Origin of the sequence: Streptomyces sp. NPDC058955 (assembly GCF_042741435.1) — a bacterium.
In the GTDB taxonomy this organism is placed as follows: Bacteria; Actinomycetota; Actinomycetes; order Streptomycetales; family Streptomycetaceae; genus Streptomyces.
Genome location: NZ_JBHYKM010000009.1, coordinates 27012 through 52306, shown reverse-complemented (window position 1 = coordinate 52306; position 25295 = coordinate 27012). Strand labels below are relative to the sequence as shown.

Sequence of the window (25295 nt, the reverse complement as noted above, 5' to 3'; positions counted from 1 at the left end):
ACCGCCCCGCCCCGTACGGAGGGGGCCTGGTTCGCCGCGGAGGGACCGGCGCGCGCCGCGGGGCTCGCCGAGCGGCATCCGCTCGTCGTCGGCAATCTCGACGGGGCCCCGCCGGCGCTGCGCTACCGCGCCAACCGGATCGCCCTCACCCGGGCGCTGGCGGCCGAGCGGCCCCGCCTCCGGGACACCCGGCTCTCCGCCGAGGGCCGGCACGAGGCCCGGCGGCGGGTGGACCGCTTCGTCTCCCTGCTGGAGCCCGGGCGCCGGATCCTCGCCTTCGACCCCACCGGTACGGGGCGGGCCGCCGAGGTGCTGGGCGATCTGGAGCGGGCCCGGCGGGTGTCGGTGATCGTGCCCGGCGTCGACACCCACCTGCTCACCTTCCAGAAGACCCACGGGCGCTACACCGCCCCCGTCGGCATGGCGCAGGCGCTGTACGAGGCCGAGCGGCGCACCGCGCCCGACGCCCGGGTCGCGGTCATCGCCTGGGCCGGGTACACGGCGCCCGCCCGGGTGGGGGTGGACGCGGCGACCGGCCGGCTCGCCGCGACCGGCGCGGCGCGGCTCGTCCGGCTGACCGAGGGCCTGCCGGGGAAGGCGCGGGTGGCGCTCTTCTGCCACAGCTACGGTTCCGTGCTCTGCGGGATCGCCGCTCCCCGGCTGCCGGAGCGGGTGACCGACCTGGCGGTGGCCGGCAGCCCCGGGATGCGGGTGGAGACGGCCGCCGAGCTGGGCACCCGGGCCCGGATCTGGGCGATGCGGGACGCCGGCGACTGGATCGCGGACGTGCCCCACCTGGAGCTCGGCGGGGTCGGGCACGGGGCGGATCCGATGGCGCCGGAGTTCGGGGCGCGGCTGGTGTCGGCGGCCGGTGCGGCCGGACACAGCGGCTATTTCGAGCCGGGCACGGAGAGCCTCGGCAACTTCGCCGCGATAGGCGCGGGGGCCTTCGGACGGGTCGTCTGCGCACGTGCCGACAGCGCGTGCCACGGGGGAATCTCCGGCGGCACCGGCCTCTGACGCGCGTAGATCACGGAATTTCAGGACAGTTCCGAGGGGCGACGCACGGCCACGCGCCGCTTACGATGAGGCGTATGGGTGATGTGCTGGCCGGAATTCATGCCACCTGGGAGCTGGAGAGCGACGCACTTGTCATCCGCTTCGAACGGGGGATCCGTACGCCGAGGCTGTTTCAGGCGCTGCGTGAGCGACGTGTGCCGTACGAGGCGCTGGCCGCGGCGACGCTCGCGCCGGGCCGGCGCGGGACGGTCGTGCTGCACGCCGTGCCGCGGCCGGGGGCCGATCCGCTGATGGAAGCGGCGGCGGGGCAGCTCAAGGAGACCTGCGACCCGTACCGGCTGGCGCTGCCCGCCGACCGGGAGGACCTCGCCGCGCGGTGGCGCGACGAGCTGGCGGCGGTGATCCCCGCGGACCCGGTGGACCGGCTCGACCAGGGGTTCCTCGTCGAGGCGCCGCGGGGGCCGCGCTCCTTCAAGGCGTACGACGGGAAGGCCACGTTCGACGGGTCGTCGGAGGTCGCGTTCCGCTGGTCCTCGACGATGGCCACGTCGGAGAAGTGGAAGACGGGCGACCAGTCGTTCCGGGTCCGGGAGCTGAGCGGCGTCGAGTGGCGCTCGCCGGACTCCCCCGGCGGGTTCCTGCGGCTGCTCCCCCGGGGCGGCGCGCCCCGGACGGACCGGCCCGACCACGACCCGGCGTCGGTCGTCTTCGGCCTCGGCTACGGACCGGTGCACGACTCCCTCCCCTTCGCGGCCGCGGTCCTCTCGGCGATCCGCGCCAAGGACCGCGCCCCGGTCCCGGCGGGAGCGCGCAGCGCGGCACACGGTGACCCCGGCGCCATCGCTGAAAGGATTCGCCACCTCGGCGAACTGCACCAGGCGGGCCTGGTGACGGACGAGGAATTCGCGGCGAAGAAGACGGAACTCCTCGCGGAGCTGTAGCGGCGCGGGGGACGGCGCCGCCGGGGGCGCGCGCCGCATGGCTGCGGGGCCCGCCGGGGCTCGGCCCGCGACGAAAGTCGGCGGGGCGAGCGGGGCGGGCGTCCGGCGAAGACCCTGGTCGGCGCGGGGGCATGACGGGCGTGGCCGGGCGCGGGGCGCGGGGGACGGTGAGCGGGCGGCGGGGCGCTCGACGAAGGTCGCGGGGTGTCATACCTGGGTCTGATCCGCGATTGTCACCCCTGGTACGACGACGGGATCGGGCCGCGAACCTAGGCTGACTCGACATGAAAGCGTTCGACAAACGACCGGGGCCCGGGGGGTTCGCGGTGCGGGTCCAGGAGTGGTCGCGGGTCGCCGTGCGGGCGTTGGAGGCGACCTTCGGAACGCCTGCGCCGCCCGGGGCGCCGCCCTTCGCGGGAGCCTCGTCCTGGTGGATGAGGCTGCTGCCGTACGGGTTCGGGGTCGCGCTCGTCGCCTCCCTCCTGCCGGTCACCGTCCATCTCCTCATGCACGACTACGACGTGCCTGGCGCGCTCGCCGGGGCGCTCGCCACCGCGCAGGCCGCGCCGCTGCTGCTGGCCACCACCCGGCCGCTGCAAGCCTGGTGGATCGTGTTCCCCGCCGACATCGCCGGGGCGCTCGTCCTGATGGCCTCGGACGGGCCGCGCGCCCAGCTGTGGCCGTGGACCCCGCCGGTCGTCGTCGGGTACTGCGCGCTGATGCTGGCGCTCGGGCTGCGCGAGCCGCGCCGCACGCTCCTCGGGGTGTGGCTGGCGACCGGTGCGGCCGGGTACCTGCTGGAGATCGTGCGGCCGTACGGCGACCCGGGCATCACCACGCTCCTCTTCGTGCTCAGCGGCGTGCTGCTGCTGCTCACCTCCGCGATCCGGGCGCGCGGCGAGGCGCAGCGAAGACTCGCCGAGCAGGAGACGATCAGCGAGGCCGAGCGGGCCCGCCGCACGCTCCTGGAGGAGCGGGCCCGGATCGCCCGGGAGCTGCACGACGTGGTCGCCCACCACATGTCGGTGATCACGGTGCAGGCGGACTCCGCCCCGTACCGGATCCCGGAGCTGCCGGAGGCGGCCCGGGAGGAGTTCGCGTCGATCGCGGGCAGCGCGCGGGAGTCGCTGGCCGAGATGCGGCGGCTGCTCGCGGTGCTCCGCAGCGACGGCGGCGAGGGCGAGCGGGCCCCGCAGCCGGGCCTCGACCGGCTGCAGCAGCTGGTGGAGGCGACCGTACGGGCGGGAGTGCCGGCCGAGCTGTCGCTCGCCACGGAGCTCGCGGACGGGCGGACCGAGGTGCCGCAGGCGGTGGGGTTGTCCGCGTACCGCATCGTGCAGGAGGCGCTCGCCAACGTGGTGCGGCACGCGCCGGGCGCGCCGACCCGGGTGTCGGTGCGGGAGGACGGGTCCGGCGGGCTGACGGTCCTGGTGGTCAACGGCGCGGCCGCGGAGCCGGTCGCGCCGCTGGAGAACACGGGCACCGGGCACGGTCTGGTCGGGATGCGCGAGCGCGTCCGGCTGACCGGCGGCACCCTCGACACCGGCCCCCTCCCGGACGGCGGCTTCCGCATCGCGGCCACGCTGCCGCTGGGGCCTAGGGTGGCCGGTGCGGGGGGACGGCCGACGAGCGAGGATGTCGTGTGACCATTCGGGTGATCATCGTGGACGACCAGGCCATGGTGCGGGCGGGGTTCGCCGCGCTGCTGGCCGCGCAGACCGACATCGACGTGGTCGGCGAGGCGCCGGACGGGCGGCAGGGCGTCGAGGTGGCGCGGGCCGTCCACCCCGACGTGGTGCTGATGGACGTGCGGATGCCGGAGCTGGACGGGCTGGCGGCGGCCCGGGAGATCCTGCACCCGCCGGCCGGGGTGACCCACCGGCCCAAGGTGCTGATGCTGACCACCTTCGACGTCGACGACTACGTGTACGAGGCGCTGCGGGCCGGGGCGTCCGGCTTCCTGCTGAAGGACGCGCCGCCGGCCGATCTCATCGCCGCCGTACGGGTCGTGGCGGCGGGCGACGCGCTGCTCGCGCCGTCCGTGACCCGTCGGCTCATCGCCGACTTCGCCGCGAACCGTCCCGCCGCCCGCAAGGACGTGACGGCGCTCCGGCTCAACGGTCTGACGCCGCGTGAGACCGAGGTGCTGGAGCTGATCGCCCGCGGGCTGTCCAACCAGGAGATCGCGGAGCGGCTCGTGCTCGCCGAGCAGACGGTGAAGACCCACATCGGGCGGGTGCTCGCCAAGCTCGACCTGCGGGATCGCGCCCAGGCGGTGGTCTTCGCCTACGAGTCGGGCCTGGTGACCCCCGGGGGATAACCCCACCCCGGGCCGGGGGCGGTCTCCTCGTCCACCCCCTACCCGGGTATGGCACGGGAGTTGGCTCCCCGGTGTGACGTGCCGTCACCCGTCGTCTTCCTACCTTCCTCTCGCCGACGACGAGAGAGGGAGGACGGCATGGGCCGCATCACGAGGAGCCTGGTGACCGCCGTCATGGTGACGGCGGTCGTGGCGGGAACGGCGGGCTGGGCGTCGGGGACGGCGCAGGAGCCGGTCACCGGGCCGCCGGCCGGGACCGCCGAGTGGCGGGCGGCGGGCCTGCCGGACCCGGAGCGGATGGACCCGGCCGAAGTGGCCCGCTTCTTCGCCGGACTCGGCCGCGAGGAGCGGGAGAGGCTCGTACGGGCGCACCCGACGGTGGTCGGGAACCTGGACGGGGCGCCGCTGGAGCTGCGCTACGAGGCCAACGCCCGGTCCGCTCAGGTCCGTCACCCGGGGGCGCGGGTCCTGGCGCACGACTCCCGGGGCCGGGGCCAGACGGTCCTGGTCTACGGGGACCTGGCGACGGCCGAGCGGGTCGCGGTGCTGGTGCCGGGCTCCGACGTCGACGCCGGCCGGATGGACTCCCTCACCCGGAAGGCCACCGCGCTGCGGGAGGCGACCGGGGGGCGTACCGCCGTCGTCGCCTGGGCCGGCTACACCACCCCGCTCGGCGTCGGACTCGACGCCGCCTCGGGCGAGTTGGCGGAGGCGGGTGCCGAGCGGCTGGCCCGCTTCACGGAGGGGCTGCGGGCCGCCGGGGTGCGCCCCGAGCCGTCCGTCTTCTGCCACAGCTACGGCTCCGTCGTCTGCGGGCTCGCCGCGCACCGGCTGAAGGCGAAGGACCTGGTGGTCTTCGGCTCCCCCGGGATGCGGGCGGAGAACGTGGCGGAGCTGCGGACCCCGGCCCGGGTGTGGGCCGCGAAGGACCCGACGGACTGGATCGACCGGGTGCCGAACGTGGCGGTCGGCGGCTACGGGCACGGCACCGACCCGACCGCGCCGGAGTTCGGCGCCCGGGCCGTACCGGCGCGGGACGCGGACGGCCACGACGGCTACTTCGCGCCCGGCACCTCCTCGCTGCGCGCCTTCGCCGCGATCGCCGAGGGGGACGTCCGATGAAGACCCTCGTCCGGAAGATCGAGGCCGGCACCCCCGCCCACCGCGACCGGGCCGTGGACGGGCTGCGGGCCCTCGCGCTGCTGGCCGTGCCGACCGGGCACTGGCTGCTCGGCGGGTTCACGCTCTCCGCCGACGGCGCGATCCACAACGCCTCCCCGCTCGCCACCTTCGGCGCGCTCGCCCCGGCGAGCTGGATCCTCCAGATGCTGGGGATCTTCTTCCTGGTCGGCGGCTACGCCTCCGTCCTGTCCTACCGGCGCAGGACCGGCACCACCCGTGCCTGGCTCGGCGGGCGGCTCGCCCGGCTCGGCCGGCCGGTGCTCGGGGTGACCGCCGTGTGGGCGGCGCTGCTGCCGCTGCTCCACCACGGTCTCGGTGTCCCGGTGGACACCCTGCGGACGGCGTCGACGCTGGTGATCCAGCCGCTGTGGTTCGTCGGGGTGTACACGGTGGTGACGGCGCTGACCCCGCTGTGCGTGCGGGCCGCTCGCCGGCTCGGGGTGTGGGCGGCGGCGCCGCTGCTCGGCTCGGTCGCCGTCGTGGACTTCCTGCGGTACGGCCCGTACGCGGACGCCGTGCCGTCCTGGCTGAGCCTGCTGAACATCCTGCCGGGCTGGCTCTTCGCGTACCAGCTCGGGGTGGGCTGGGGCGAGGGCCGGGTGAACCGCCGGCACGCGTGGGGGCTGCTGATCGGCGGGGCGGCGCTCTTCGCCGCGCTGCTGCTCGTCTTCGGCTACCCGGCGTCGATGGTCGGCGTCCCGGGCGAGGCCCGGACCAACTCGCACCCACCGTCGCTGCTGGTCCTGGCGCTCGCCGCCGCCCAGGGCGGGGCCGCGATCCTGCTGCGGGACCGGCTCGGCCGGCTGCTGAAGCGGCCCGCGCTGTGGGCTCCGGTCGTGGTGGTCAACCTGTCGGCGATGACGATCCTGTGCTGGCACCAGACCGCGATGCTCGCGGCCGCGATCCCCGCCTCGTACCTGGGCGAGGTGCCCGGTCTCGTCGGGGCACCCGACTCGGTCGGCTGGATCCTGGCCCGGCTGGCCTGGATGCCGGTCTTCGCCGGACTGCTCGTGCTCGTCGGGCGGTACGCGCGCGGCTTCGAGTCGCCGTGGGCGCGCACCGGTCCGGCCCGCCGCACCCTCGCGGGCCTGCTCGCGGCGGGCTTCGCGGTCTTCGCCCTGGGCCTCGCGTGAGGAGGCCCAGGGGTGCCCGGAGCGGGCGGTCAGGCCTCGCGGGCGGCCGAGGTGAGGCTCATGTCCGGGTAGCGGTCGCCCGCCACCAGGCCCGCGAGGGGTTCGAGGGCGGCGAGCTCGGCCTCGGTGAGGGTGATGCGGGTGGCGGCGGCGTTCTCCTCCAGGCGGGACCGCTTGCGGGTGCCGGGGATGGGGACGACCGTCAGCCCGTGGACGGCGGCGCGCTGCTGCACCCAGGCGAGGGCGATCTGCGCGGGGGTCGCCCCGTGGGCGGCGGCGATGGTGCGGACCGGGTCGAGGAGCGCCGCGTTCCGCTCGGCGTTCTCGCCGGTGAAGCGGGGCTGGTGGCGGCGGAAGTCGCTCTCCGACAGGTCCTTGCCGGCGTCGGCGAAGGCGCCGGTGAGGAAGCCGCGGCCGAGCGGCGAGTACGGCACGAAGGTGACGCCGAGTTCGGCGGCGGCGGCCACGGCGGAGCGCTCGACGTCCCGGGAGAAGAGCGACCACTCCGACTGGAGGGCGGTGATCGGGTGGACGGCGTGCGCCTCGCGCAGCTCCGGCCCGGTGACCTCGCTCAGCCCGAGGTGGCGCACCTTGCCCTCGGCGACGAGTTCGGCCATCGCGCCGACGGACTCGGCGAAGGGCACCGAGGGGTCGCGCCGGTGCATGTAGTAGAGGTCGATGGTGTCGGTGCCGAGCCGGCGCAGGCTGCCCTCGACGGCCTGCCGGATGTAGGCGCGGTCGTTGCGGACGCCACGGTGGGCGGGCCGCTCGGGGTCGCGTTCGATGGCGAACTTGGTGGCGAGGACGATCTCGTCCCGGTGGGCGGCGACGAAGGGGGCGAGGAACTCCTCGTTGGCCCCGTTGCCGTAGATGTCGGCGGTGTCGATCAGGGTGACGCCGGCCTCCAGGGCCGCGTCGAGGGTGTCCCGGGCGGCGGCCTCGTCGGTGTCGCCGTAGAACTCGCTGATGCCCATGGCGCCGAAGCCCTGGACGCCGGTCTCGGGGCCGTCCTGGCCGGGGCCGAGGCGTACGGTGTCGATCCTGTCGCTCATGAGGAAGTGCCTCCGCAGATGGTGCCGTAGTGGTCGATCTTGAGGTCGAGCACGGCGAGCGTGGACTGGAGCTCGGCGATCCGGGACCGGACGTCCCGGCGGGTCGCCTCCAGGAGGGCCCGGCGCTCCGCGTGGGTGTGGGCGCCCTCGCGGACCAGCTCCGCGTACCGGACCATGTCCGCGACCGGCATCCCGGTGAGCCGCAGCTTGCCGACGAACTCCAGCCAGCCGAGGTCCCGTTCGGTGAAGCGGCGCTGCCCGGTGTGCGACCGGTCGACGTGCGGCATCAGGCCGATCCGCTCGTACCAGCGCAGGGTGTGCGCGGTGAGTCCGGTCAGGGCGGCGACCTCGCTGATCGTGTAGCGGTCCTTCCGCGCGGACCCGGTCGTGCTCTCGACGCTCTCGATCACGCTCATGCCTCCACGCTAAAAGGTTGGAGTGCACTCCAAGCAAGTAGGCTCGGGGCCATGGAGAGCAGCAGCGTGCCGAGTCTGGCGGCGATCGAGAACTGGCCCGTCCCCACCGCGGCGGCGGCCGTGGTCCGCGCGGACGGCACGGTGGCCGGGAGCCACGGGCCGACCGGGCACCGCTTCCCGCTCGCCTCGGTGACCAAGCCGCTGGCGGCGTACGCGGTGCTCGTCGCCTACGAGGAGGGGGCGATCGACCTCGACGAGCCGGCCGGGCCCGAGGGCGCGACCGTGCGGCACCTGCTCGCCCACACCTCCGGGCTCGCCTTCGACGAGAACCGGGTGCAGGCCGCGCCGGGCACCCGCCGGATCTACTCCAACACCGGCTTCGAGGTCCTCGGCGACCTGGTCGCCAAGGCCACCGACATCCCCTTCGCGGACTACCTCCACCAGGCGGTCCTGGAGCCCCTGGGCATGACGAGCACGTCGCTCGACGGCTCGCCCGCCAAGGACGCGGTGTCGACCGTGGACGACCTGGTGCGGTTCGCGGCCGAGGTGCAGGCGCCCCGGCTGCTCGACGCCCGCACGGTGCTGGACGCGATGACGGTGACGTACCCCGGTCTGACCGGCATCCTGCCCGGTTACGGGCACCAGCGGCCCAACGACTGGGGGCTCGGCTTCGAGATCCGCGGCGCCAAGACCCCGCACTGGACCGGCACCACGTCCTCGCCGCGCACCTTCGGCCACTTCGGCCAGTCCGGCACCTTCCTGTGGATCGACCCGGACGCGCGGGCCGCCTGCGTGGCGCTCACGGACCGGGCCTTCGGGCCGTGGGCGATCGAGGCGTGGACCCCGTTCACGGACGCGGTGCTCGCCGACCTCCGCCGCTGACCCGAAGGCAACGGGCTCCGTCAGGGCTCGCAGACCGTCGCGGGCAGGGCGCCGTCCGGGCCCGCGACAGTCACCTCGCGCGACCCGGCGCGGTCGACGGCGAACGCGGCCGTGCACACCAGCTGGGCGAGCGCGCGCTCCGACAGCTCCTGGACCAGGAACGGGGTCTGGAGCCGGATTCCACCCGTGTCCTCGGCCTCGACGCGGATCAGCTCGCCGCTCGCGGGCAGCTCGGTGGTGAGGCCCGCCTGGAGCTCGGCGCCGCCGGGGCCGGCGAGCAGGGCGGAGAGGACCTTCACGGTGGCCAGGCCGCGGACGTTCGGATGGCTCAGGTCGATCTCGCGCCGGGCCATGTGGTCGGGTTCCGTGCCCTGTCCGGACCCGGGGTGGGTGGTCTCGGGGACGGGGACGAAGGAGAGGCCGACGTCCCGGGCGACCGGCATCAGCTCGCCGCCGGGGCCGAGGAAGTAGAGCAGCATCCGGCCCTCGGGGACGGGCTGCACGTTGACGGTCGGCGCCTCGCCGGCCTCCACGACGTCGCTGCCCTGGATGCCGCAGCCGCCGAGCAGCGGCAGGGCGGCGGCGAGCAGCGCGGCGAGCCCGGCGCGGCGCCTCACAGCGGGATCCTGACGGTGAAGACGGCGCCGCCGACCGGGTGGTTGGCGGCCTCGACGGTGCCGCCGTGCAGCCGGACGTTCTCCTGGGTGATCGCCAGGCCGAGGCCGCTGCCGGCGGAGCGGGCGCGGGCCGGGTCGGCCTTGTAGAAGCGTTCGAAGACGTGCGGCAGGACGTCCGGGTGGATGCCGGGGCCGCGGTCGGAGACCTGGACGACGAGGGTGCCCGCGCCCTCGCCGCCGGCCTCGTCGTCGACGTAGACCCGGACCGTGACGAGCGCCTTCCCGTGCCGGAGCGCGTTGCCGACCAGATTGGCGACGACGACGTCGAAGCGGCGGGGGTCGAGGCGGGCCCGGATGCCCTCGCCGAGGGCCGCGTGGACCTGCTCCGGGTCGGTCCAGTGGCGGCTGCCGAGGGTCTTGCGGACGCAGTCGGCGACGTCGACCTCGTCGGTGTGGAGCTCGGCGGCGCGGGCGTCGAAGCGGGAGATCTCCATCAGGTCCTCGACGAGCACGGCGAGCTTGACGGTCTCGGCGCTGATCAGCCGGACCGCGCGGGCCGTGTCGCTGTCCAGGGCGCCGGCGTCCTCGTCGAGCACCTCGGTGACGGCGAGCATCCCGGCGAGCGGGGTGCGCAGCTCGTGCGAGACGTCGGAGGCGAAGCGGCGGGCGCGGGCCTCGGCGCGGCGCAGCTCGGCGACGGAGCGCTCCAGTTCGGCGGCGGACTCGTTGAAGGTGCGGGCCAGGTCGGAGAGTTCGTCGCTGCCCTTGGCGTGGATGCGGGTGTCGAGGCGGCCGCGGCCCATGCTGCGGGCGGCGGCGCGGAGTTCGCGGACGGGCCGGAGGACTCCCCGGGCGGCGAGCAGCGCCGGTATCAGGGCGATGGCGAGGGCGGGCAGGGCGCCGTCGCGGGCGGCGGTGACCATGGCCTCGACGTTCGCCTCCTCCTCTCTCAGTTCCATGACGGCGTAGACGACGAGGCCGCTGGGCTGGGGGGCGATGCTCTTGTCGGCGTGGGTGCGGAAGACGGCGGGGACGGCCATCGTCAGATAGGGGGTGCCGCCCTTGACCACCCGCTGGAAGGCGGTGTGCGGGGTGCCCTCCCGGTTGTGGGCGCGGGCCCTCAGCTCCGGGGTGAGGACGGAGGACTCGGGGCGGTCGGTGGAGGAGACGCGGAGGGACCCGTACTCGGCGTAGACCCGCCAGGTGCGGGGTTTGCCCTGGCGGGCGAGGGTCTGGAGGGTGTCGCGGAGCGCGTCCTCGTCGAGCGGCAGGGCGATGTTGAGGGCGTCGACCTGCTCGCGGAAGGCGGAGACGGCGGTGTTCTGCGTCTGCTCCAGGATGGCGCTGCGGGCCGCCCGGTAGGTGAGGGCGGCGGTGGTGCCGCAGCCGACGGCGGCGACCAGGAGGAAGGCGAAGACCATCCGGGTGCGCAGGCCGAAGGGGCGGGGGAGGCGGAGGCGGGCGCGGGCCCGGCGCGGGGCGGCGGCCCCGGTGCCGGGGCGGTCGCCGGCGGCGTACGCGGTCCCCTCGGCGGTGCCCGCGGAGGCGCCGCCCCCGGGGGCGGCCGGGCGGTGGGCGTCGGTCCCCGGCTCCTCGCGGGGGTGCACGCAGGCCCTCACAGCGGTCCGAAGCGGTAGCCGAAGCCCCGCAGGGTCTGGATGTAGCGGGGGTCGCCGGGGGTGTCCTCGATCTTGGCGCGGAGCCGGCGCACGCAGGCGTCCACGAGGCGGGCGTCGCCGTGGTAGTTGTGCTCCCAGACGTGCTCCAGGAGCTGCTGGCGGCTGAAGACCTGCTCGGGGGCGGCGGTGAGGTGGAGCAGCAGCTTGAGCTCGGAGGGGGCGAGGGCGAGCCGTTCGCCGTTCTTGGCGACGGTGAGGCCGGCCCGGTCGACGGCGAGGGCGCCGTGGTGCTCGACGGCGGGGCGGCCGCCGCCGGGCTCCTCGATGCGGCGCAGGACGGCCCGGATGCGGGCCTCGATGACCTCGGTGCGGGCGGGTTTGACGATGTAGTCGTCGGCGCCCGCCTCCAGGCCGATGACGACGTCGAAGTCGTCGCCGCGGGCGGTGAGCATGATGATCGGGAGCTGGCTGTTCTCGCGGACCCGTCGGCAGACCTGGACGCCGTTCATGCCGGGCAGCATGAGGTCGAGCAGCAGCAGGTCGGGGCGGAACTCGCCAAGGGCGGCGAGCCCGGCCTCCCCGGTGGCGGCGGTGCGGACCTCGTGCCCGCGGCGCCGGAGCCCGAGCTCGACGCCTTCGCGGACCGAGGGGTCGTCTTCGATGAGGAGCACGCGAGGCATTCGTGGAGTATCCCAAGGTCGGTGGCGGCCCCCCGCGGGGCCCCCGGGGGTCAGGTCCGGCGGGTGAGCCGGCCGGCGGCGGCCGTCATCAGGGCGGAGACCTCGGTGAGGCGCAGCGGCCGGGCGAGGGCGGCGAAGGCGCCGAGGACGGTGAGCGCGCCGGCGAGACCGGAGACGAGGGCGCCGGCGGGGGCGGTTCCGTCGGCGACGAAGAGGCCGTAGCCGGCGGCGGGCACGGCTGCGATCAGCAGCCGGCCGAGGCCCCGGCCGTCCTCGCCGTCCTCCGCGGCGGGCAGCCGGCGCCGGAGGACGTACGCGGTGAGTCCCCAGCCCGCCCAGAGGGCGAGCGAGTAGCCGGCGGCCATGCCGGTGACGGTCCAGTGGGTGGGCAGCCAGTGGTACGCGGCGAGGGAGAGCAGCGCGTTCAGGCCAGCGATCACCAGGTTGAGCAGGAAGGGGGTGCGGGTGTCGCGGAGCGCGTAGAAGGCGCGGGTGCACACGTACTGCCCGGAGAGGGCGACGAGGCCGGGGGCGAGGGCCGTCAGGGTCCAGGCCATGGCGCGGACGTCGGCGGCGTCGGTCGCGCCGTACCCGAAGACCAGCGACATCAGCGGGACGGCGAGGGCGAGGAGGGCGCAGGCGGCGGGGACGACGGCGGCCGCGGTGGTGCGCTGGGCGTAGCCGACGTCGCGGCGGACGGCGGCAAGGTCGCCGTCGGCGGCGGCGCCGCTCATGCGGGGCATGAGGGCGGTGACCAGGGAGACGGTGACGATGCCGTGCGGGACGGCCCACAGCAGGTAGGCGTTGTTGTACGCGGCGAGGCCGGCGCCGCCGGTGTGCGCGCCCTTGCCGGCGGTGGTGGCGACCCAGGTGGTGACCCAGTAGGCGGCCTGGTTGGTGAGGACGAGGAGGACGAGCCAGCCGGCGGCGCGCAGCGGGGCGGTGAGGCCGCTGCCGCGCCAGTCGAAGCGGGGCCGGAAGCGGAAGCGGGCGGCGCGCAGCGAGGGCAGCAGGGCGAGGGCCTGGACGGCGATGCCGGCGGTGGTGCCCCAGCCGAGGAGGGCGGTCTCGCCCGCGGTGAGCTCGCCGCCGTCGCTCACCACGAGGAAGAGGCCGAAGACGGCGACGACCACGACGTTGTTGAGGACCGGGGTCCACATCATGGCGCCGAACCGGCCGCGGGCGTTGAGGACCTGCCCGAGGAGGGTGAAGAGGCCGAGGAAGAGGATCTGCGGGAGGCACGCGCGCGTGAAGGCGATCGTGAGGTCGCGCTGGCCGCCCTCGTAGTCGGTGTACGCGTCGACGAGGGCGGGCGCGGCGAGGACCGCGCCCGCCGTGAGGACGGTGAGCGCGAGGGCGCAGAGGGTGAGGAGGCGGTCGGTGTAGGCGGCGCCGCCGTCCTCGTGCTCCTTGGCGGCCTTGACCAGTTCGGGGACGAAGACGGCGTTGAGGGCGCCGCCGAGGAGGAGCATGTAGACGATGGTGGGGACGGAGTTGCCCACCGCGTAGCCGTCGGCGACCAGGCCCGCGCCGAGGGCGGCGGCGACGACGGCGGCGCGGACGAAGCCGGTGGCCCGGGAGACGATCGAGCCGGCCGCCATGACGGCGCCGCTGCGCAGTGCGGACGGCTTCTTCTCCGGTGCGTCCGGACCGGCCGGTCCGGCGGTGAGCGTGGCCGTCATCGGCGGGCCAGGTACGCCTGGAAGGCGCGGTACAGCGCCTGGTTGGTCGTGCCGTGCATCGGTGTCTCCCACTCCCCCAGCGTCTCGACGACCTGTCCGCCCGTGCCGAGCTTCCAGCGCAGCAGCCCGTGGGCGCGGTCGTCCGGATCGAGGGTGGAGGGTACCCCGCGCAGGTCGTAGACGTCGGCCCCGAGGGCGTGGGCGTCGAGGAGCATGCGCCACTGGAGGGCGTTGGAGGGGCGGACCTCGCGGCGGTGGTCGGCGGAGGCGCCGGTCTGGTACCAGACCCGCCTCCCGACGGTGATCATGGTGTGGGCGGCGAGGATCTCGCCCTCGTGGCGGGCGAGGTAGAGCTTCATCCGGCCGGGGTGTTCGGCGTTGAGGACGGCGTACTGGCGCTCGTAGTAGGCGAGGGAGCGGCCGAGCCGGAAGCCGTCGCGTTCCTCGGTGATCCTCAGGAGGCGGTGGAACTCGGGCAGGTCGGCGGCGGAGCCGACGGTGATCTCGACGCCGGACTTGCGGGCCTTGCGGACGTTGCGCCGCCACTCCTGGTTGAGGCCGGACCACAGGTCGTCGGGGGTGCGGCCGGTGAGCGGGACCTGGAAGACGTGGCGGGGCTGGGCGTCGGCGCCGTCCTCGGAGTCGCCGCCGCAGCGCTTCCAGCCGCGGGCGCGGAGCCGTTCGGCGACGGCGGTGCCGAGCGGGTCGACCTCGTCGGCGAGGACGTCGCCGAGCCGGCGGCCGGGTCCGGCGGCGGCCTTGACGGTGGCGGCGGTCCAGCGGCGGTGGGCGGGCGCGGGCCCGATGCGGACGGCGAAGGCGCCGGCGGACCGCAGATGGGCGAGGAGCGGGTCGAGCCAGCGGTCGAGGCCGGGGTCGGCCCAGTCGGCGACGGGCCCCTCGGGGAGGTAGGCGAAGTGCTTGCGGGTGCCGGGGAAGGCCCGCAGCAGGACCAGGGCGACGCCGGTGAGCTCTCCCGACTCGGGTCCCCAGCCGACGAGTCGGTGGCTCCAGCCGTCCTTCACCTGGGCCCAGGCGGGGAGTTGGAGGAAGCTGGGGCCGTCCGGTCCCGTGGCGCGGGACGCGAGGAAGGCGCGGTACACCTCGGGGGTCACGGGTCCGAGCCGGACCGGGCCGGCGGGCGGCGTGGCGGCGGGGCGGCGCTTCACGGGTGCGGGCGTCACGAGCAGCGCTGACACAACGGGAGCCTCCTTGGTTCGTCCGCTCCGGGTGGCGCGGCGCACAGCAGGCTCACAGCCGGATGAGACGGGTCCGCGCGGCGTGTGTGACGGGACGATGACCGTTTTTCATCAGGGCCCGTCACATGGGCCCCGGGCCGGGCGGAGGCCGGTGGAGGCGGCCTAGAGTCCGGGCATCCCACCCTTTTCTCTCCTCTTCCGGAGGTGCTCCGTGCCGCCGATACGCACGTCCCGGCCCGCTCTGGCCGCCGTCGCCCTGGCCGTCTCCCTCACCGCGTGTACGGCCCAGGCCGCGAGCGGCCCCGGCTCCTCGGCCGACCCGGCGAAGGGCGCCGCGCAGGACGGGCCGCCCGCGAAGGTGACCGTCGTGGACCCGGCGGCCGGGAAGCCGGTGACGGTGACGGCGGCCGGCGGCACGTTCGCGTCGGTGACGGTCACGGACGGGGACGGCGGGCGGCTCGACGGCCGGCCCGCCGCGGGCGGGGCCCGCTGGACCTCGGAGCGGAAGGCGGTGCCGGGCGCCGCGTACACGGTCGTGGCCGTCACCCGTACCCCCGGCGGGAAGGAGACCACCACCCGGTCCACCTTCACGACGGAGGCGGCGGACCGGGTGAACAAGCTGACGCTGGCGCCGGGGAAGAACACCACGGTCGGCATCGGGCAGCCGCTGTCGATCGTCTTCGACCGGCCGGTGACGCGGAAGGCCGACGTGGAGCGGCAGCTGAAGGTCACCACCTCGAACGGCACCGAGGGGTCGTGGGGCTGGGTGACCGACTACTCGGGCCGGGACCGGGTGGACTGGCGGCCCCGGGAGTACTGGAAGCCGGGCACGAAGGTCACGCTGGAGGCGGACCTGAACGGCACGGACTCGGGCGACGGCTGGTTCGTGCGGGACTACCGGACCGGGTTCACGATCGGCGCGGCGCAGGTGGTGAAGGTCGACCTGGACGCGAAGCGGCTGTCCCTGGTGAAGGACGGGCGGACGGTGCGGACCATCCCCGTCTCCGGCGGGACGCCGGGCGGCGACAAGCGGTCCTGGCGGGGCACGGCCGTGCTCATGGCCAAGGAGGGCACGATCCGGATGAACTCCGAGACGGTCGGGCTCGGGGACGCGTACGACAAGATGGTCGACTACTCGATGCGGCTGACCTGGTCGGGGATGTACGCGCACGCGGCGCCGTGGAACGCGGGGAACTTCGGGGTCGCGAACCGCAGTTCCGGGTGCATCGGGATGAGCACCGCCGACGCGCAGTCCTTCTACGCGAGCGTCAACGTCGGGGACCCGTTCGAGATCCGGGGCGGGGACACCAAGGGCGTCGTCGCGGAGGGCAACGGCTACGGGGCGTGGAACCTGTCCTGGGCGGAGTGGAAGGCGAAGAGCGCGGCGAACTGAGCCCCGGGGCGCGCGGCACCGCACCGCTCCGCCGCGCCCACGACGGGGCGCGGGCCCGGCACGATCCGAGAGGGCCTAGCCACGGAACTCCCACACCAGGAGTTCGGCGGCTTCCGTCGCCGTGGCGCGCAGGGCCTTCTCCGCCGTGATCCTGGCCGCGTCGCCCGCCCTCAGTTCCCGGTCCGCCAGGGCGACCGCGCCCCGGACCACGTGGACGTACAGCGTGTCCGCGTCCGGGAGGGGCACCTCCTCGCCCTCGGCCGGCCGGTGGACGCGGAGCGTCGCCCCCGCCGCCGGGACGGCGTAGGCGCCCGGGAGGTCGCGGGTCAGGGTGTACGCCGGGTCGCCGCCCGGCTCCAGGGGGGCCAGCCACATCTGGACGAAGGTCAGCGGGGTGTCGCCCGCGTTGCGCTCGACGTGGCGGACGCCGGCCGCCGAGGAGAGGTGCTGGAGGTCGCCGGGGCGGACCAGCGTCTCGTGGCCCGCCGTGTCGCGGTGGGTGAGCTCGCCCTCGACCACCCAGGTCACGATCTCCGTGTGGGAGTGCGGGTGCTCGTCGAAGCCCGCGCCGGGGGCCAGCCGCTCCTCGTTGACGGCGAGGAGCGGGCCGAAGCGGAGGTTGTCCGGGTCGTAGTACGGCCCGAAGGAGAGGGCGTGGCGGGTCTCGATGCCGGCCTCGGGGTCGCCGCCCGGGTACCGGTCGCCGGCGCGCTGGATGCGGATCACCCCCGTACGGTAGCGGGGCGGCCGGGCGCGAAACCGCCCCGACCCCGCACGTCGGCGCCCGGATGAGGCAGTCTTGTCCCCGTGTCTGAACCCACGAACGCCGCTCATCCGCACGCCGCGACCCTGAAGCGCCTCGAACAGTCCTCCGGGCGGCTCGCCGCGAACGCCATCGCCCGCATGGACGAGACGCTGCCGTGGTACCGGGCGATGCCGCCCGAGAACCGCTCGTGGATCGGTCTGGTCGCGCAGGCGGGCATCGCCGCCTTCACCGAGTGGTTCCGGCACCCCGAGACCCCGCAGGCGATCTCGACGGACGTCTTCGGCACGGCGCCGCGCGAGCTGACCCGGGCGATCACGCTCCGGCAGACCGTGGAGATGGTCCGGACGACGATCGAGGTCATGGAGGTCGCGATCGAGGACGTCGCCGCGCCCGGCGACGAGTCGGTGCTGCGCGAGGCGCTGCTGGTGTACGCCCGGGAGATCGCGTTCGCGACCGCCCAGGTGTACGCGCAGGCCGCGGAGGCCCGTGGCGCCTGGGACGCCCGCCTGGAGTCGCTGGTGGTGAACGCGGTGCTGTCCGGCGAGGCCGACGAGGGCGCCGTGTCCCGGGCCGCCGCGCTCGGCTGGAACTCGCCGGACCACGTGTGCGTGATCCTCGGCACCGCCCCGGACGGCGACAGCGAGCTGACCGTGGAGGCGATCCGGCGGGCGGCCCGGCACGCCAAGCTCCAGGTGCTCACCGGGGTGCTCGGCGACCGGCTCGTGGTGATCGCGGGCGGCTCCGACAATCCGCTGGGCGTGGCGAAGGCGCTGATCGGGCCGTACGCGGCGGGCCCGGTCGTGGCCGGTCCCGTGGTCCCCGACCTGCTCGCGGCGACCCGGTCCGCGCAGGCGGCCGCCGCCGGGCTCAAGGCGTGCACGGCGTGGCAGGACGCGCCCCGGCCGGTCCTCGCGGACGATCTTCTTCCGGAGCGCGCGATCGCCTCGGACCCTTCGGCGCGCGAGCAGTTGGTGGAGGAGATCTACAGACCGCTGGAGGAAGCGGGCTCGGCGCTGCTGGAAACTCTGAGTGTCTATCTGGAGCAGGCCAGCAGTCTCGAAGGCGCGGCGAGGATGCTCTTCGTCCACCCGAACACCGTGCGCTACCGGCTCCGACGTGTGACCGACGTCACCGGCTGGTCACCCTCCGACGTCCGATCCGCGTTCACCCTGCGGATCGCCCTGATCCTCGGGCGCTTGGCCGACGCGGACGGGCAGTCCTAGACTTTTGTCGGACACCAACAATTACCCCGACGGTTCTTCGTCCTAGTCCCCACGGGCGCCGGACACCGTCCCCAAGAGAGAGTGTGAGGGTGCTCGTACTCGTCGCTCCCGGCCAAGGCGCCCAGACGCCCGGCTTCCTGACTCCCTGGCTCGAACTGCCCGGCACCGCCGACCGCCTCGCGGCCTGGTCGGACGCCATCGGGCTCGACCTCGTCCACTACGGCACGAAGGCGGACGCGGACGAGATCCGTGACACCGCCGTGGCGCAGCCGCTGCTCGTCGCGGCCGGCCTCCTCTCCGCCGCCGCCCTCGGCGACGTATCGCCCGGCGCCGTCGCCGGTCACAGCGTCGGCGAGTTCACCGCGGCCGCCTTCGCGGGCGTCCTCGACGACACCGCCGCCCTCCGTCTCGTACGGACCCGGGGTCTGGCGATGGCCGAGGCCGCCGCGATCGCCCCGACCGGCATGTCGGCGCTGCTCGGCGGCGACCCCGAGGTGACCGTCCCGCACCTGGAGAAGCTCGGCCTGACCGCGGCCAACGTGAACGGCGCGGGCCAGATCGTGGCCGCCGGCACGCTGGAGCAGCTGGCCGCCCTGGAGGCGGACAAGCCCGAGGGCGTCCGCCGGGTCGTCGCGCTCAAGGTGGCCGGCGCCTTCCACACGCACCACATGGCCCCCGCGGTCGCCACCCTGGAGCAGGCCGCCCAGGAGCTGTCCCCGGCCGACCCGACCGTGCCGTACGTCTCCAACAAGGACGGGCAGACCGTCGCCACCGGCGCCGAGGTCCTCGCGCGCCTGGTCGGCCAGGTCGCCAACCCGGTCCGCTGGGACCTGTGCATGGAGACCTTCCAGGCGCTCGGCGCGACCGCGCTGATCGAGGTCTGCCCCGGCGGCACCCTCACCGGCATCGCCAAGCGCGCGCTGCCGGGCGTGGCCACCGTGGCCCTGAAGACTCCCGACGACCTGGACGCGGCCCGTACGCTCGTCGCCGAGCACACGGCCGTCTGACGAGGAGTGTCGAGAAGCATGTCGAAGATCAAGCCCAGCAAGGGCGCCCCGTACGCGCGGATCATGGGCGTCGGCGGCTACCGCCCGGCCCGGGTCGTGCCCAACGAGGTGATCCTCGAGAAGATCGACTCGTCCGACGAGTGGATCCGTTCCCGCTCGGGCATCGCCACCCGCCACTGGGCCTCCCCCGAGGAGACCGTCACCGCCATGTCGGTGGAGGCGTCGGGCAAGGCGATCGCCGCGGCCGGGATCACCCCGGAGCAGATCGGCGCCGTCGTCGTCTCCACCGTCTCGCACTTCAAGCAGACCCCGGCCGTCGCCACCGAGATCGCCGACAAGATCGGCGCCGGGAAGCCGGCCGCGTTCGACATCTCCGCCGGCTGCGCGGGCTTCGGCTACGGCCTGACGCTCGCCAAGGGCATGATCGTCGAGGGCTCGGCCGAGTACGTCCTCGTGATCGGCGTCGAGCGGCTGAGCGACCTGACGGACCTGGAGGACCGCGCGACGGCCTTCCTGTTCGGCGACGGCGCCGGCGCGGTCGTGGTCGGCCCCTCCGACGTGCCGCACATCGGCCCCTCCGTCTGGGGTTCCGAGGGCGACAAGTCGGAGACCATCAAGCAGACCGTGCCGTGGAACGAGTACCAGCTCGGCGACGTCTCCAAGCTGCCGCTCAACGAGGCCGGCGAGATCAAGTTCCCGGCCATCACGCAGGAGGGCCAGGCGGTCTTCCGCTGGGCCGTCTTCGAGATGGCCAAGGTCGCCCAGCAGGCGCTCGACGCCGCCGGCATCACGGCGGACGACCTGGACGTCTTCATCCCGCACCAGGCCAACATGCGGATCATCGACTCGATGGTGAAGACCCTGAAGCTGCCGGAGCACGTCACGGTCGCCCGTGACGTCGAGACCACCGGCAACACCTCGGCCGCCTCGATCCCGCTCGCGATGGAGCGGCTCCTGGCGACCGGACAGGCGAAGAGCGGCGACACCGCGCTCGTCATCGGCTTCGGGGCGGGTCTCGTGTTCGCCGCGACGGTCGTTACTCTCCCCTAGGCGCCCGGGATCTCCCGGACGCCAACCCACCGAAGCAACCACAGAAGGAGCGCCACCATGGCCTTCACCCAGGAGCAGCTCGTCGAAGGTCTCGCGGAGATCGTGAACGAGATCGCCGGCATCCCGGTCGAGGACGTCCAGCTGGACAAGTCCTTCACCGACGACCTGGACGTCGACTCCCTGTCCATGGTCGAGGTCGTCGTCGCCGCCGAGGAGCGCTTCGACGTCAAGATCCCCGACGAGGACGTCAAGAACCTCAAGACCGTGGGCGACGCCGTCTCCTACATCCAGTCCCACCAGGACGGCGGGATCTCGAAGGGCTGACCCGGCCCCCGCTGACCCGGTCCGCCACCCGGCGGTGGCGCCGTCTTTCGACCATCACACACATGGAGAACGAATTCCTGTGAGCTCGACCAATCGCACCGTGGTCGTCACCGGTATCGGCGCAACCACACCGCTGGGTGGCGACTCCGCATCGACCTGGGAAGGTCTCCTTGCGGGACGCTCCGGCGTCAAGCCCCTGGAGGGCGAGCGCTTCGCCGAACTGCCCGTCCAGATCGCCGCGTTCGCCGCGGTGGACCCGGGCGACGTACTGCCCCGCCCGCTCGCCCGCAAGCTGGACCGCTCGGCGCAGTTCGCGCTGATCGCGGCCCGCGAGGCGTGGGCCGACGCGGGCTACACCGCCCCGGCCGGCGAGGACGAGGCCATCGCGCCCGAGCGGCTCGGTGCCGTCATCGCGTCCGGCATCGGCGGTGTCACCACGCTGCTCGACCAGTACGACGTGCTGAAGGAGAAGGGCGTCCGCCGCGTCTCCCCGCACACCGTTCCCATGCTGATGCCGAACGGCCCCTCCGCCAACGTGGGTCTGGAGGTGAACGCCCGCGCCGGCGTCCACACCCCGGTCTCCGCCTGCGCGTCGGGCGCCGAGGCGATCGGCTACGCCATCGAGATGATCCGCAGCGGCCGTGCCGACGTGGTCGTCGCCGGTGGCACCGAGGCCGCGATCCACCCGCTGCCGATCGCCGCCTTCGCCAACATGATGGCGATGTCCAAGAACAACGACGAGCCGACGAAGGCATCGCGCCCCTACGACACCGCGCGCGACGGCTTCGTGCTCGGCGAGGGCGCCGGCGTCGTGATCCTGGAGTCCGAGGAGCACGCCAAGGCCCGCGGCGCGAAGATCTACTGCGAGGCGATCGGCCAGGGCCTGTCGGCCGACAGCCACCACATCGCGCAGCCCGAGCCGTCCGGCCGGGGCATCGCCGCGGCGCTCCAGCACCTGCTGGACACCACGGACCTGAAGCCGTCCGAGGTCGTGCACCTCAACGCGCACGCCACGTCGACGCCGCAGGGCGACGTCGCCGAGATCAAGGCGCTGCGTCAGGTCTTCGGCGACGACCTCGACCACGTGGCGGTCTCCGCGACCAAGTCGATGACCGGTCACCTGCTCGGCGGCGCCGGCGGCATCGAGACCGTCGCGACGGTCCTGGCGCTCCACCACCGCGTGGCCCCGCCGACCATCAACGTCGACGACCTGGACCCCGAGGTCGAGGCCGACATCGTCCGCGACGAGCCCCGCGCCCTCCCCCCGGGCACGATCGCCGCGGTGAACAACTCGTTCGGCTTCGGCGGCCACAACGTGGTCCTCGCGTTCCGCACCGTCTGACGCACCGACGCACGCGAAGGCCCGTCCCCGGGTGGGGGCGGGCCTTTCGCGTCAGCGGAGGAGGAAGAGGGCGGGTTCGGGGGGTGCGGCGCCTCGGTTGACGGCGACGTGGGCGCCGGTGACGGGGACGAGGAGGGGGCTGGTCGAGACGCGCGCGCCGGGGTCCTTCGCGGTCGTTCCGCCGCGGGAGGCTCCCGTCGCCGCGTCGAGCAGGACGACCCCCGGGCCCTCGTCCTCGGTGAGGACGGCGACCCGGCCGTCGGGGGCCGGGGCGAGCGCCGCGACGGACCCGCCCTCGGGGTGGTGCTCCCACACCTGCTTGCCGTCCTGCAGCGAGAGGGCGACCACCTTGTCCCCGGCGAGCGCGATCAGCCGGTCGCCGTCGACGACGGCGCGGCCTCCCCGGCCGGTCTCCGCCACCTGCTCGGGCGTGACGAGCGTCCCGGCCGGCCCGTTGACCGGAACCGTCGCCAGCGGCTTCCCCCGTTCGTCGAAGGCGAGCACCGCGAGGGTGCCGCGCGGGTCCTCCTCGTTCAGGGCGACGACCGCGGGCGCCACCGACACCACCGCCGCCGCGACGGTCGACTCGACGGGCAGCGTCCGCGTCCACGACTCCTCGCCGGTACGGGTCTCCAGCGCGACCAGCCGCGCGCCGGTCCCACACTGCTCCACCAGGAGCACGCGGTCGGCGTCGGCGTCGAGCGCCCGGACCACGCAGTCCCGGCCCAGCGGCCGCTGCCAGCGCTGCTCCCCGGTCTCGGCGGCGCGGCCCCGCACCACCCGGTCCTCCGCCACGACCGCGGTGGCCCCGCCGACCGCGAGGCCGTACGCGGGGATCCCCGCGCCCCCGGCCTTCTGCCGCCACAGCACCTGGCCGGTCGAGGTGTGGATCGCGAGGAGGTTCGCGCAGGGCTTGTCGTACCGCCCGAACGCGACGATCCCGATGTTCCCGACGACCTCCGGGCCCATCGCGCACACGGCCTCGCGCCGGGGCGCCGGAACGTTCCACCGGACGGCCCCGTCCCGGACGGCGTACGCCGACAGCCCGTCGGACCGCACATGGACGACGGCCTCCCCGGCCCCCCAGGCACCCGGCGCCATGTCGTACGGCCCGCCGACGGCGGGCACCGTCCAGCCGACGGCCCCCTCGCCGGGCGTGGCGGAGGGCACGGCGGAGGCCGTGGGGGAAGCGGAGGCGGAGGCGGAGGCCGGGACGGAAGGGGACGCGGAGGGCGACGGGGTCGGGGGCGGGGCCGCCGGCGCGGCCGACGCGGTCTCCGGCTTCAGCGCCTCGTACCCGGCGATGCCGAAGGGGCCTCCGGCGACGAGCCCGACCAGGACGAGCCCGAAGACGAGCGGGTCGTACCAGTCCCCGTCGCCGTCGCCGTCCCCGGCCTTGTCCTTGTCCCCCTCACCGACCGCCTCCGTCGCCTTCTCCGCTGCCTCCCCCTCCTCGTCCGGCAGCGTCGTTCCGAACGCGCCGAGCAGAAGGAACGCCAGGACGAACAGGCCCAGGATCCACATCAGCATGGCGCCGGTCGACCCGCCCCGGACGATCGCGTAGAGGAAGCCCGCCAGCAGCGCCAGGGCCGCTCCGAGTGCGACCGCTCCCAGCACGGCGGAGACCGCCCCGGCCGTCCTGCGCAGACCCGTCATGCCGTTCCCCCGCCCCGCGCGCCCCCTGCGCGCCTAGGGGCGGGAAGCTAGCGGGCCCGGGTGAACGCGTTCAGACGACCTGGTGAAGCCAGCGCACCGGGGCGCCCTCGCCGGCGTACCGGAAGGGCTCCAGTTCGTCGTCCCAGGGCTTGCCGAGGAGCTTGGCGATCTCGGCCTCCAGGACGGTCTCGCCCTGTGCCGCGCGGGCGAGGGCGGCGCGCAGGCGGTCCTCGGGGACGAGGATGTCGCCGTGCATGCCGGTGACGGCGTGGAAGATGCCCAGGTCGGGGGTGGCGCTGTAGCGCTCGCCCTCGGCGGTCGGGCAGGGCTCGGCGGTCACCTCGAAGCGGAGCATCTGCCAGCCGCGCAGCGCGGAGGCGAGTTTGGAGGCCGTGCCGGTCTCGCCCTGCCAGGAGAACTCGGCTCTCCAGGTGCCGGGCGCCGCGGGCTGACGGATCCAGTCCAGCTGGACCCGCGCACCGAGCACACCCGCCACCGCCCATTCGACGTGCGGGCAGAGCGCGCGCGGTGCGGAGTGTACGTACAGGACTCCACGTGTCGTCACCGGGACCTCCAGTGTGGGACGAGGTTCGCCTTCCCAGCGGCCTCAGTAAACAGCATCAGGTGAAGAACTCCGCAAACCTTCTGAAAAGGGACAGCATGTGACGTGATGTAATTTACCGGAGCCGGTCGGCGCGGGCGCGCCGCTGGTTCGACGGGGGAAAAGCTACCGTGCCGCGCCGTCATCAGGGTGACGTACGGTCGGTCAGGGGGCGGGTGGACACGAAGCTTTCACTCGCCAGGAGGCCAGTCGTCCGAAGGAGGGGGCCGGTGCCGCACGGCCGACGCCGATTCCGTACCGCCGTCGTGGGCGCCGTGCTCGCGGTGGCCGCGCTCGCGGGCTGCGCCGGCGATCCGGAGCCCGCTCCCGCCGCCTCCGTTCCCGCCCGGACCGCCACCCCCTCCCCGACGCCCGCCTCGCGGTGGGACGTCTCCCCCGCGTCCGTCGCCGCCGTCGGCGACTCCCTCACCCGCGCCTTCGACGCCTGCTCGCTGCTCGCGGACTGCCCGGAGGCGTCCTGGGCGACCGGCACCGACCCGGCGGTGAACAGCCTGGCGCTGCGGCTGCTCGGCGCCGGGCGGGTGGCCGACCACAGCTGGAACCTGGCCCGGAGCGGCGCCCGGATGGCGGCGCTGCCGGAGCAGATGGGACGGGCGGCGGCCGAACGGCCCGAGCTGGTCACGGTGATGATCGGCGCCAACGACGCCTGCCGGCCGACCCCGGCGGGGATGACCCCGGTGGCCGATTTCCGCCGGTCGTTCGAGACGGCGATGGCCCGGCTGCGGAAGGGCGCGCCCGAGGCGCGGGTGTACGTGGCGAGCGTGCCGGACCTGCGGCGGCTGTGGGACACCGGCCGGGCGAGCCCGCTGGTGCGGCGGGTCTGGGAACTGGGCGTCTGCGGCTCGATGCTGGCGGACCCGGAGGACCTGGGGGCGGCGGCCGAGGCGCGGCGCACGGCGGTGCGCGACCGGGTGGTGGCGTACAACGAGGTGCTCGCCGAGGTCTGCGCGGCGGACGAGCTGTGCCGGTACGACGGCGGGGCCGTGTTCGGCTTCCGCTTCGACGAGACGCTGCTGAGCACCTGGGACTGGTTCCATCCGAACCGCGTCGGGCAGGCGCGGCTCGCGGAGCTGGCGTACCGGAGGATCACGGAGAAGTAGCCCCCGGGCGGCGGGGGGGAGGGGCCCCGCCCCCGGGGGGGGGGCGGGGGGGGAACCCCGACCCCGGGG

At 74.6% G+C, this 25295-nt stretch carries 24 protein-coding genes; 14 read left to right on the top strand and 10 right to left on the bottom strand.

All coding sequences use genetic code 11. From position 1 onward, the window contains the following. The 6 genes from ACFW1I_RS06455 to ACFW1I_RS06430 form a co-directional block, all read left to right on the top strand. A partial coding sequence (locus ACFW1I_RS06455; protein ID WP_384666604.1) for an alpha/beta hydrolase occupies positions 1-1020 on the top strand: 1020 nt, incomplete at its 5' end. 74 nt (positions 1021-1094) lie between these two features. After that, positions 1095-1961, top strand: coding sequence for a DUF4429 domain-containing protein (locus ACFW1I_RS06450; protein ID WP_384666602.1), 867 nt, complete (start codon positions 1095-1097; stop codon positions 1959-1961). 284 nt (positions 1962-2245) lie between these two features. Beyond that, positions 2246-3607 carry a sensor histidine kinase gene (locus tag ACFW1I_RS06445; protein ID WP_384666601.1) on the top strand — a complete coding sequence of 454 codons (1362 nt, stop codon included), beginning with the start codon at positions 2246-2248 and terminating at the stop codon, positions 3605-3607. Continuing rightward, positions 3604-4281 (top strand): response regulator transcription factor, encoded by a 678-nt coding sequence (locus ACFW1I_RS06440; protein ID WP_031004821.1) that lies wholly within the window; start codon positions 3604-3606, stop codon positions 4279-4281. Before ACFW1I_RS06445 ends, ACFW1I_RS06440 begins: the two co-directional genes overlap by 4 nt. Positions 4282-4419: 138 nt before the next feature. Beyond that, positions 4420-5403, top strand: coding sequence for an alpha/beta hydrolase (locus tag ACFW1I_RS06435; RefSeq protein WP_384666598.1), 984 nt, complete (start codon positions 4420-4422; stop codon positions 5401-5403). Then, positions 5400-6596 carry an acyltransferase gene (locus ACFW1I_RS06430; RefSeq protein ID WP_384666596.1) on the top strand — a complete coding sequence of 399 codons (1197 nt, stop codon included), beginning with the start codon at positions 5400-5402 and terminating at the stop codon, positions 6594-6596. The genes ACFW1I_RS06435 and ACFW1I_RS06430 overlap by 4 nt, the downstream gene beginning before the upstream one ends. Before the next feature lie 29 nt (positions 6597-6625). Here the strand turns inward: ACFW1I_RS06430 and ACFW1I_RS06425 are convergent, their stop codons facing one another. Together ACFW1I_RS06425 and ACFW1I_RS06420 are read right to left on the bottom strand one after the other, a co-directional pair. After that, the gene (locus ACFW1I_RS06425; protein WP_384666594.1) at positions 6626-7648 is read right to left on the bottom strand and encodes an aldo/keto reductase; all 1023 of its coding nucleotides are present in this window, start codon (positions 7646-7648) and stop codon (positions 6626-6628) included. After that, on the bottom strand, positions 7645-8064 hold the full coding sequence (locus ACFW1I_RS06420) for a MerR family transcriptional regulator (protein ID WP_384666592.1): 420 nt from the start codon (positions 8062-8064) through the stop codon (positions 7645-7647). The genes ACFW1I_RS06425 and ACFW1I_RS06420 overlap by 4 nt, the downstream gene beginning before the upstream one ends. Positions 8065-8115: 51 nt before the next feature. On the opposite strand from ACFW1I_RS06420, the gene ACFW1I_RS06415 reads away from it, so the two are divergent. Next, complete coding sequence (locus ACFW1I_RS06415; RefSeq protein WP_384666590.1) at positions 8116-8946, top strand: serine hydrolase domain-containing protein; 831 nt, start codon at positions 8116-8118, stop codon at positions 8944-8946. Positions 8947-8966: 20 nt separating this feature from the next. Here the strand turns inward: ACFW1I_RS06415 and ACFW1I_RS06410 are convergent, their stop codons facing one another. The 5 genes from ACFW1I_RS06410 to ACFW1I_RS06390 all read right to left on the bottom strand — a co-directional run bounded on the left by ACFW1I_RS06410 (position 8967) and on the right by ACFW1I_RS06390 (position 14743). Next, entirely contained in the window at positions 8967-9563 is a 597-nt protein-coding gene (locus ACFW1I_RS06410) for a hypothetical protein (RefSeq protein WP_384666588.1), read from the bottom strand. Then, positions 9560-10984, bottom strand: a complete 1425-nt coding sequence (locus ACFW1I_RS06405) for an ATP-binding protein (RefSeq protein WP_384666698.1) — start codon at positions 10982-10984, stop codon at positions 9560-9562. The genes ACFW1I_RS06410 and ACFW1I_RS06405 overlap by 4 nt, the downstream gene beginning before the upstream one ends. 194 nt (positions 10985-11178) lie before the next feature. After that, entirely contained in the window at positions 11179-11862 is a 684-nt protein-coding gene (locus tag ACFW1I_RS06400) for a response regulator (protein WP_384666586.1), read from the bottom strand. Positions 11863-11912: 50 nt separating this feature from the next. Further along, complete coding sequence (gene murJ / locus ACFW1I_RS06395) at positions 11913-13544, bottom strand: murein biosynthesis integral membrane protein MurJ (protein WP_384666584.1); 1632 nt, start codon at positions 13542-13544, stop codon at positions 11913-11915. Further along, entirely contained in the window at positions 13541-14743 is a 1203-nt protein-coding gene (locus ACFW1I_RS06390) for a lipid II:glycine glycyltransferase FemX (RefSeq protein ID WP_384666582.1), read from the bottom strand. The genes murJ and ACFW1I_RS06390 overlap by 4 nt, the downstream gene beginning before the upstream one ends. Positions 14744-14954: 211 nt before the next feature. Between ACFW1I_RS06390 and ACFW1I_RS06385 the strand changes: the two genes are divergently transcribed. Beyond that, positions 14955-16136 carry an Ig-like domain-containing protein gene (locus ACFW1I_RS06385; protein ID WP_384666580.1) on the top strand — a complete coding sequence of 394 codons (1182 nt, stop codon included), beginning with the start codon at positions 14955-14957 and terminating at the stop codon, positions 16134-16136. Between the two features lie 75 nt (positions 16137-16211). Here the strand turns inward: ACFW1I_RS06385 and ACFW1I_RS06380 are convergent, their stop codons facing one another. Next, positions 16212-16862 carry a pirin family protein gene (locus ACFW1I_RS06380; RefSeq protein WP_384666578.1) on the bottom strand — a complete coding sequence of 217 codons (651 nt, stop codon included), beginning with the start codon at positions 16860-16862 and terminating at the stop codon, positions 16212-16214. Positions 16863-16943: 81 nt separating this feature from the next. Between ACFW1I_RS06380 and ACFW1I_RS06375 the strand changes: the two genes are divergently transcribed. The 5 genes from ACFW1I_RS06375 (at position 16944) to fabF (ending at position 21848) form a co-directional block, all read left to right on the top strand. Continuing rightward, positions 16944-18125 carry a PucR family transcriptional regulator gene (locus ACFW1I_RS06375; RefSeq protein WP_384666576.1) on the top strand — a complete coding sequence of 394 codons (1182 nt, stop codon included), beginning with the start codon at positions 16944-16946 and terminating at the stop codon, positions 18123-18125. 89 nt (positions 18126-18214) lie between these two features. Continuing rightward, entirely contained in the window at positions 18215-19132 is a 918-nt protein-coding gene (locus ACFW1I_RS06370) for an ACP S-malonyltransferase (RefSeq protein WP_384666574.1), read from the top strand. Positions 19133-19150: 18 nt separating this feature from the next. Beyond that, positions 19151-20182 carry a ketoacyl-ACP synthase III gene (locus ACFW1I_RS06365; RefSeq protein WP_384666572.1) on the top strand — a complete coding sequence of 344 codons (1032 nt, stop codon included), beginning with the start codon at positions 19151-19153 and terminating at the stop codon, positions 20180-20182. Between the two features lie 57 nt (positions 20183-20239). Continuing rightward, positions 20240-20506 carry an acyl carrier protein gene (locus tag ACFW1I_RS06360; protein WP_384666570.1) on the top strand — a complete coding sequence of 89 codons (267 nt, stop codon included), beginning with the start codon at positions 20240-20242 and terminating at the stop codon, positions 20504-20506. Positions 20507-20585: 79 nt separating this feature from the next. Beyond that, entirely contained in the window at positions 20586-21848 is a 1263-nt protein-coding gene (gene fabF / locus ACFW1I_RS06355; RefSeq protein WP_384666568.1) for a beta-ketoacyl-ACP synthase II, read from the top strand. 51 nt (positions 21849-21899) lie between these two features. On the opposite strand, the gene ACFW1I_RS06350 is transcribed toward fabF, so the two are convergent. Continuing rightward, positions 21900-23504: a PQQ-binding-like beta-propeller repeat protein gene (locus ACFW1I_RS06350; RefSeq protein WP_384666566.1), complete on the bottom strand. Its 1605-nt coding sequence runs from the start codon at positions 23502-23504 to the stop codon at positions 21900-21902. 70 nt (positions 23505-23574) lie between these two features. Next, complete coding sequence (locus tag ACFW1I_RS06345; RefSeq protein ID WP_031004858.1) at positions 23575-24069, bottom strand: DUF3145 domain-containing protein; 495 nt, start codon at positions 24067-24069, stop codon at positions 23575-23577. 266 nt (positions 24070-24335) lie between these two features. Between ACFW1I_RS06345 and ACFW1I_RS06340 the strand changes: the two genes are divergently transcribed. Further along, positions 24336-25226: an SGNH/GDSL hydrolase family protein gene (locus tag ACFW1I_RS06340; RefSeq protein ID WP_384666564.1), complete on the top strand. Its 891-nt coding sequence runs from the start codon at positions 24336-24338 to the stop codon at positions 25224-25226. The last annotated feature ends 69 nt before the right edge of the window (positions 25227-25295 follow it).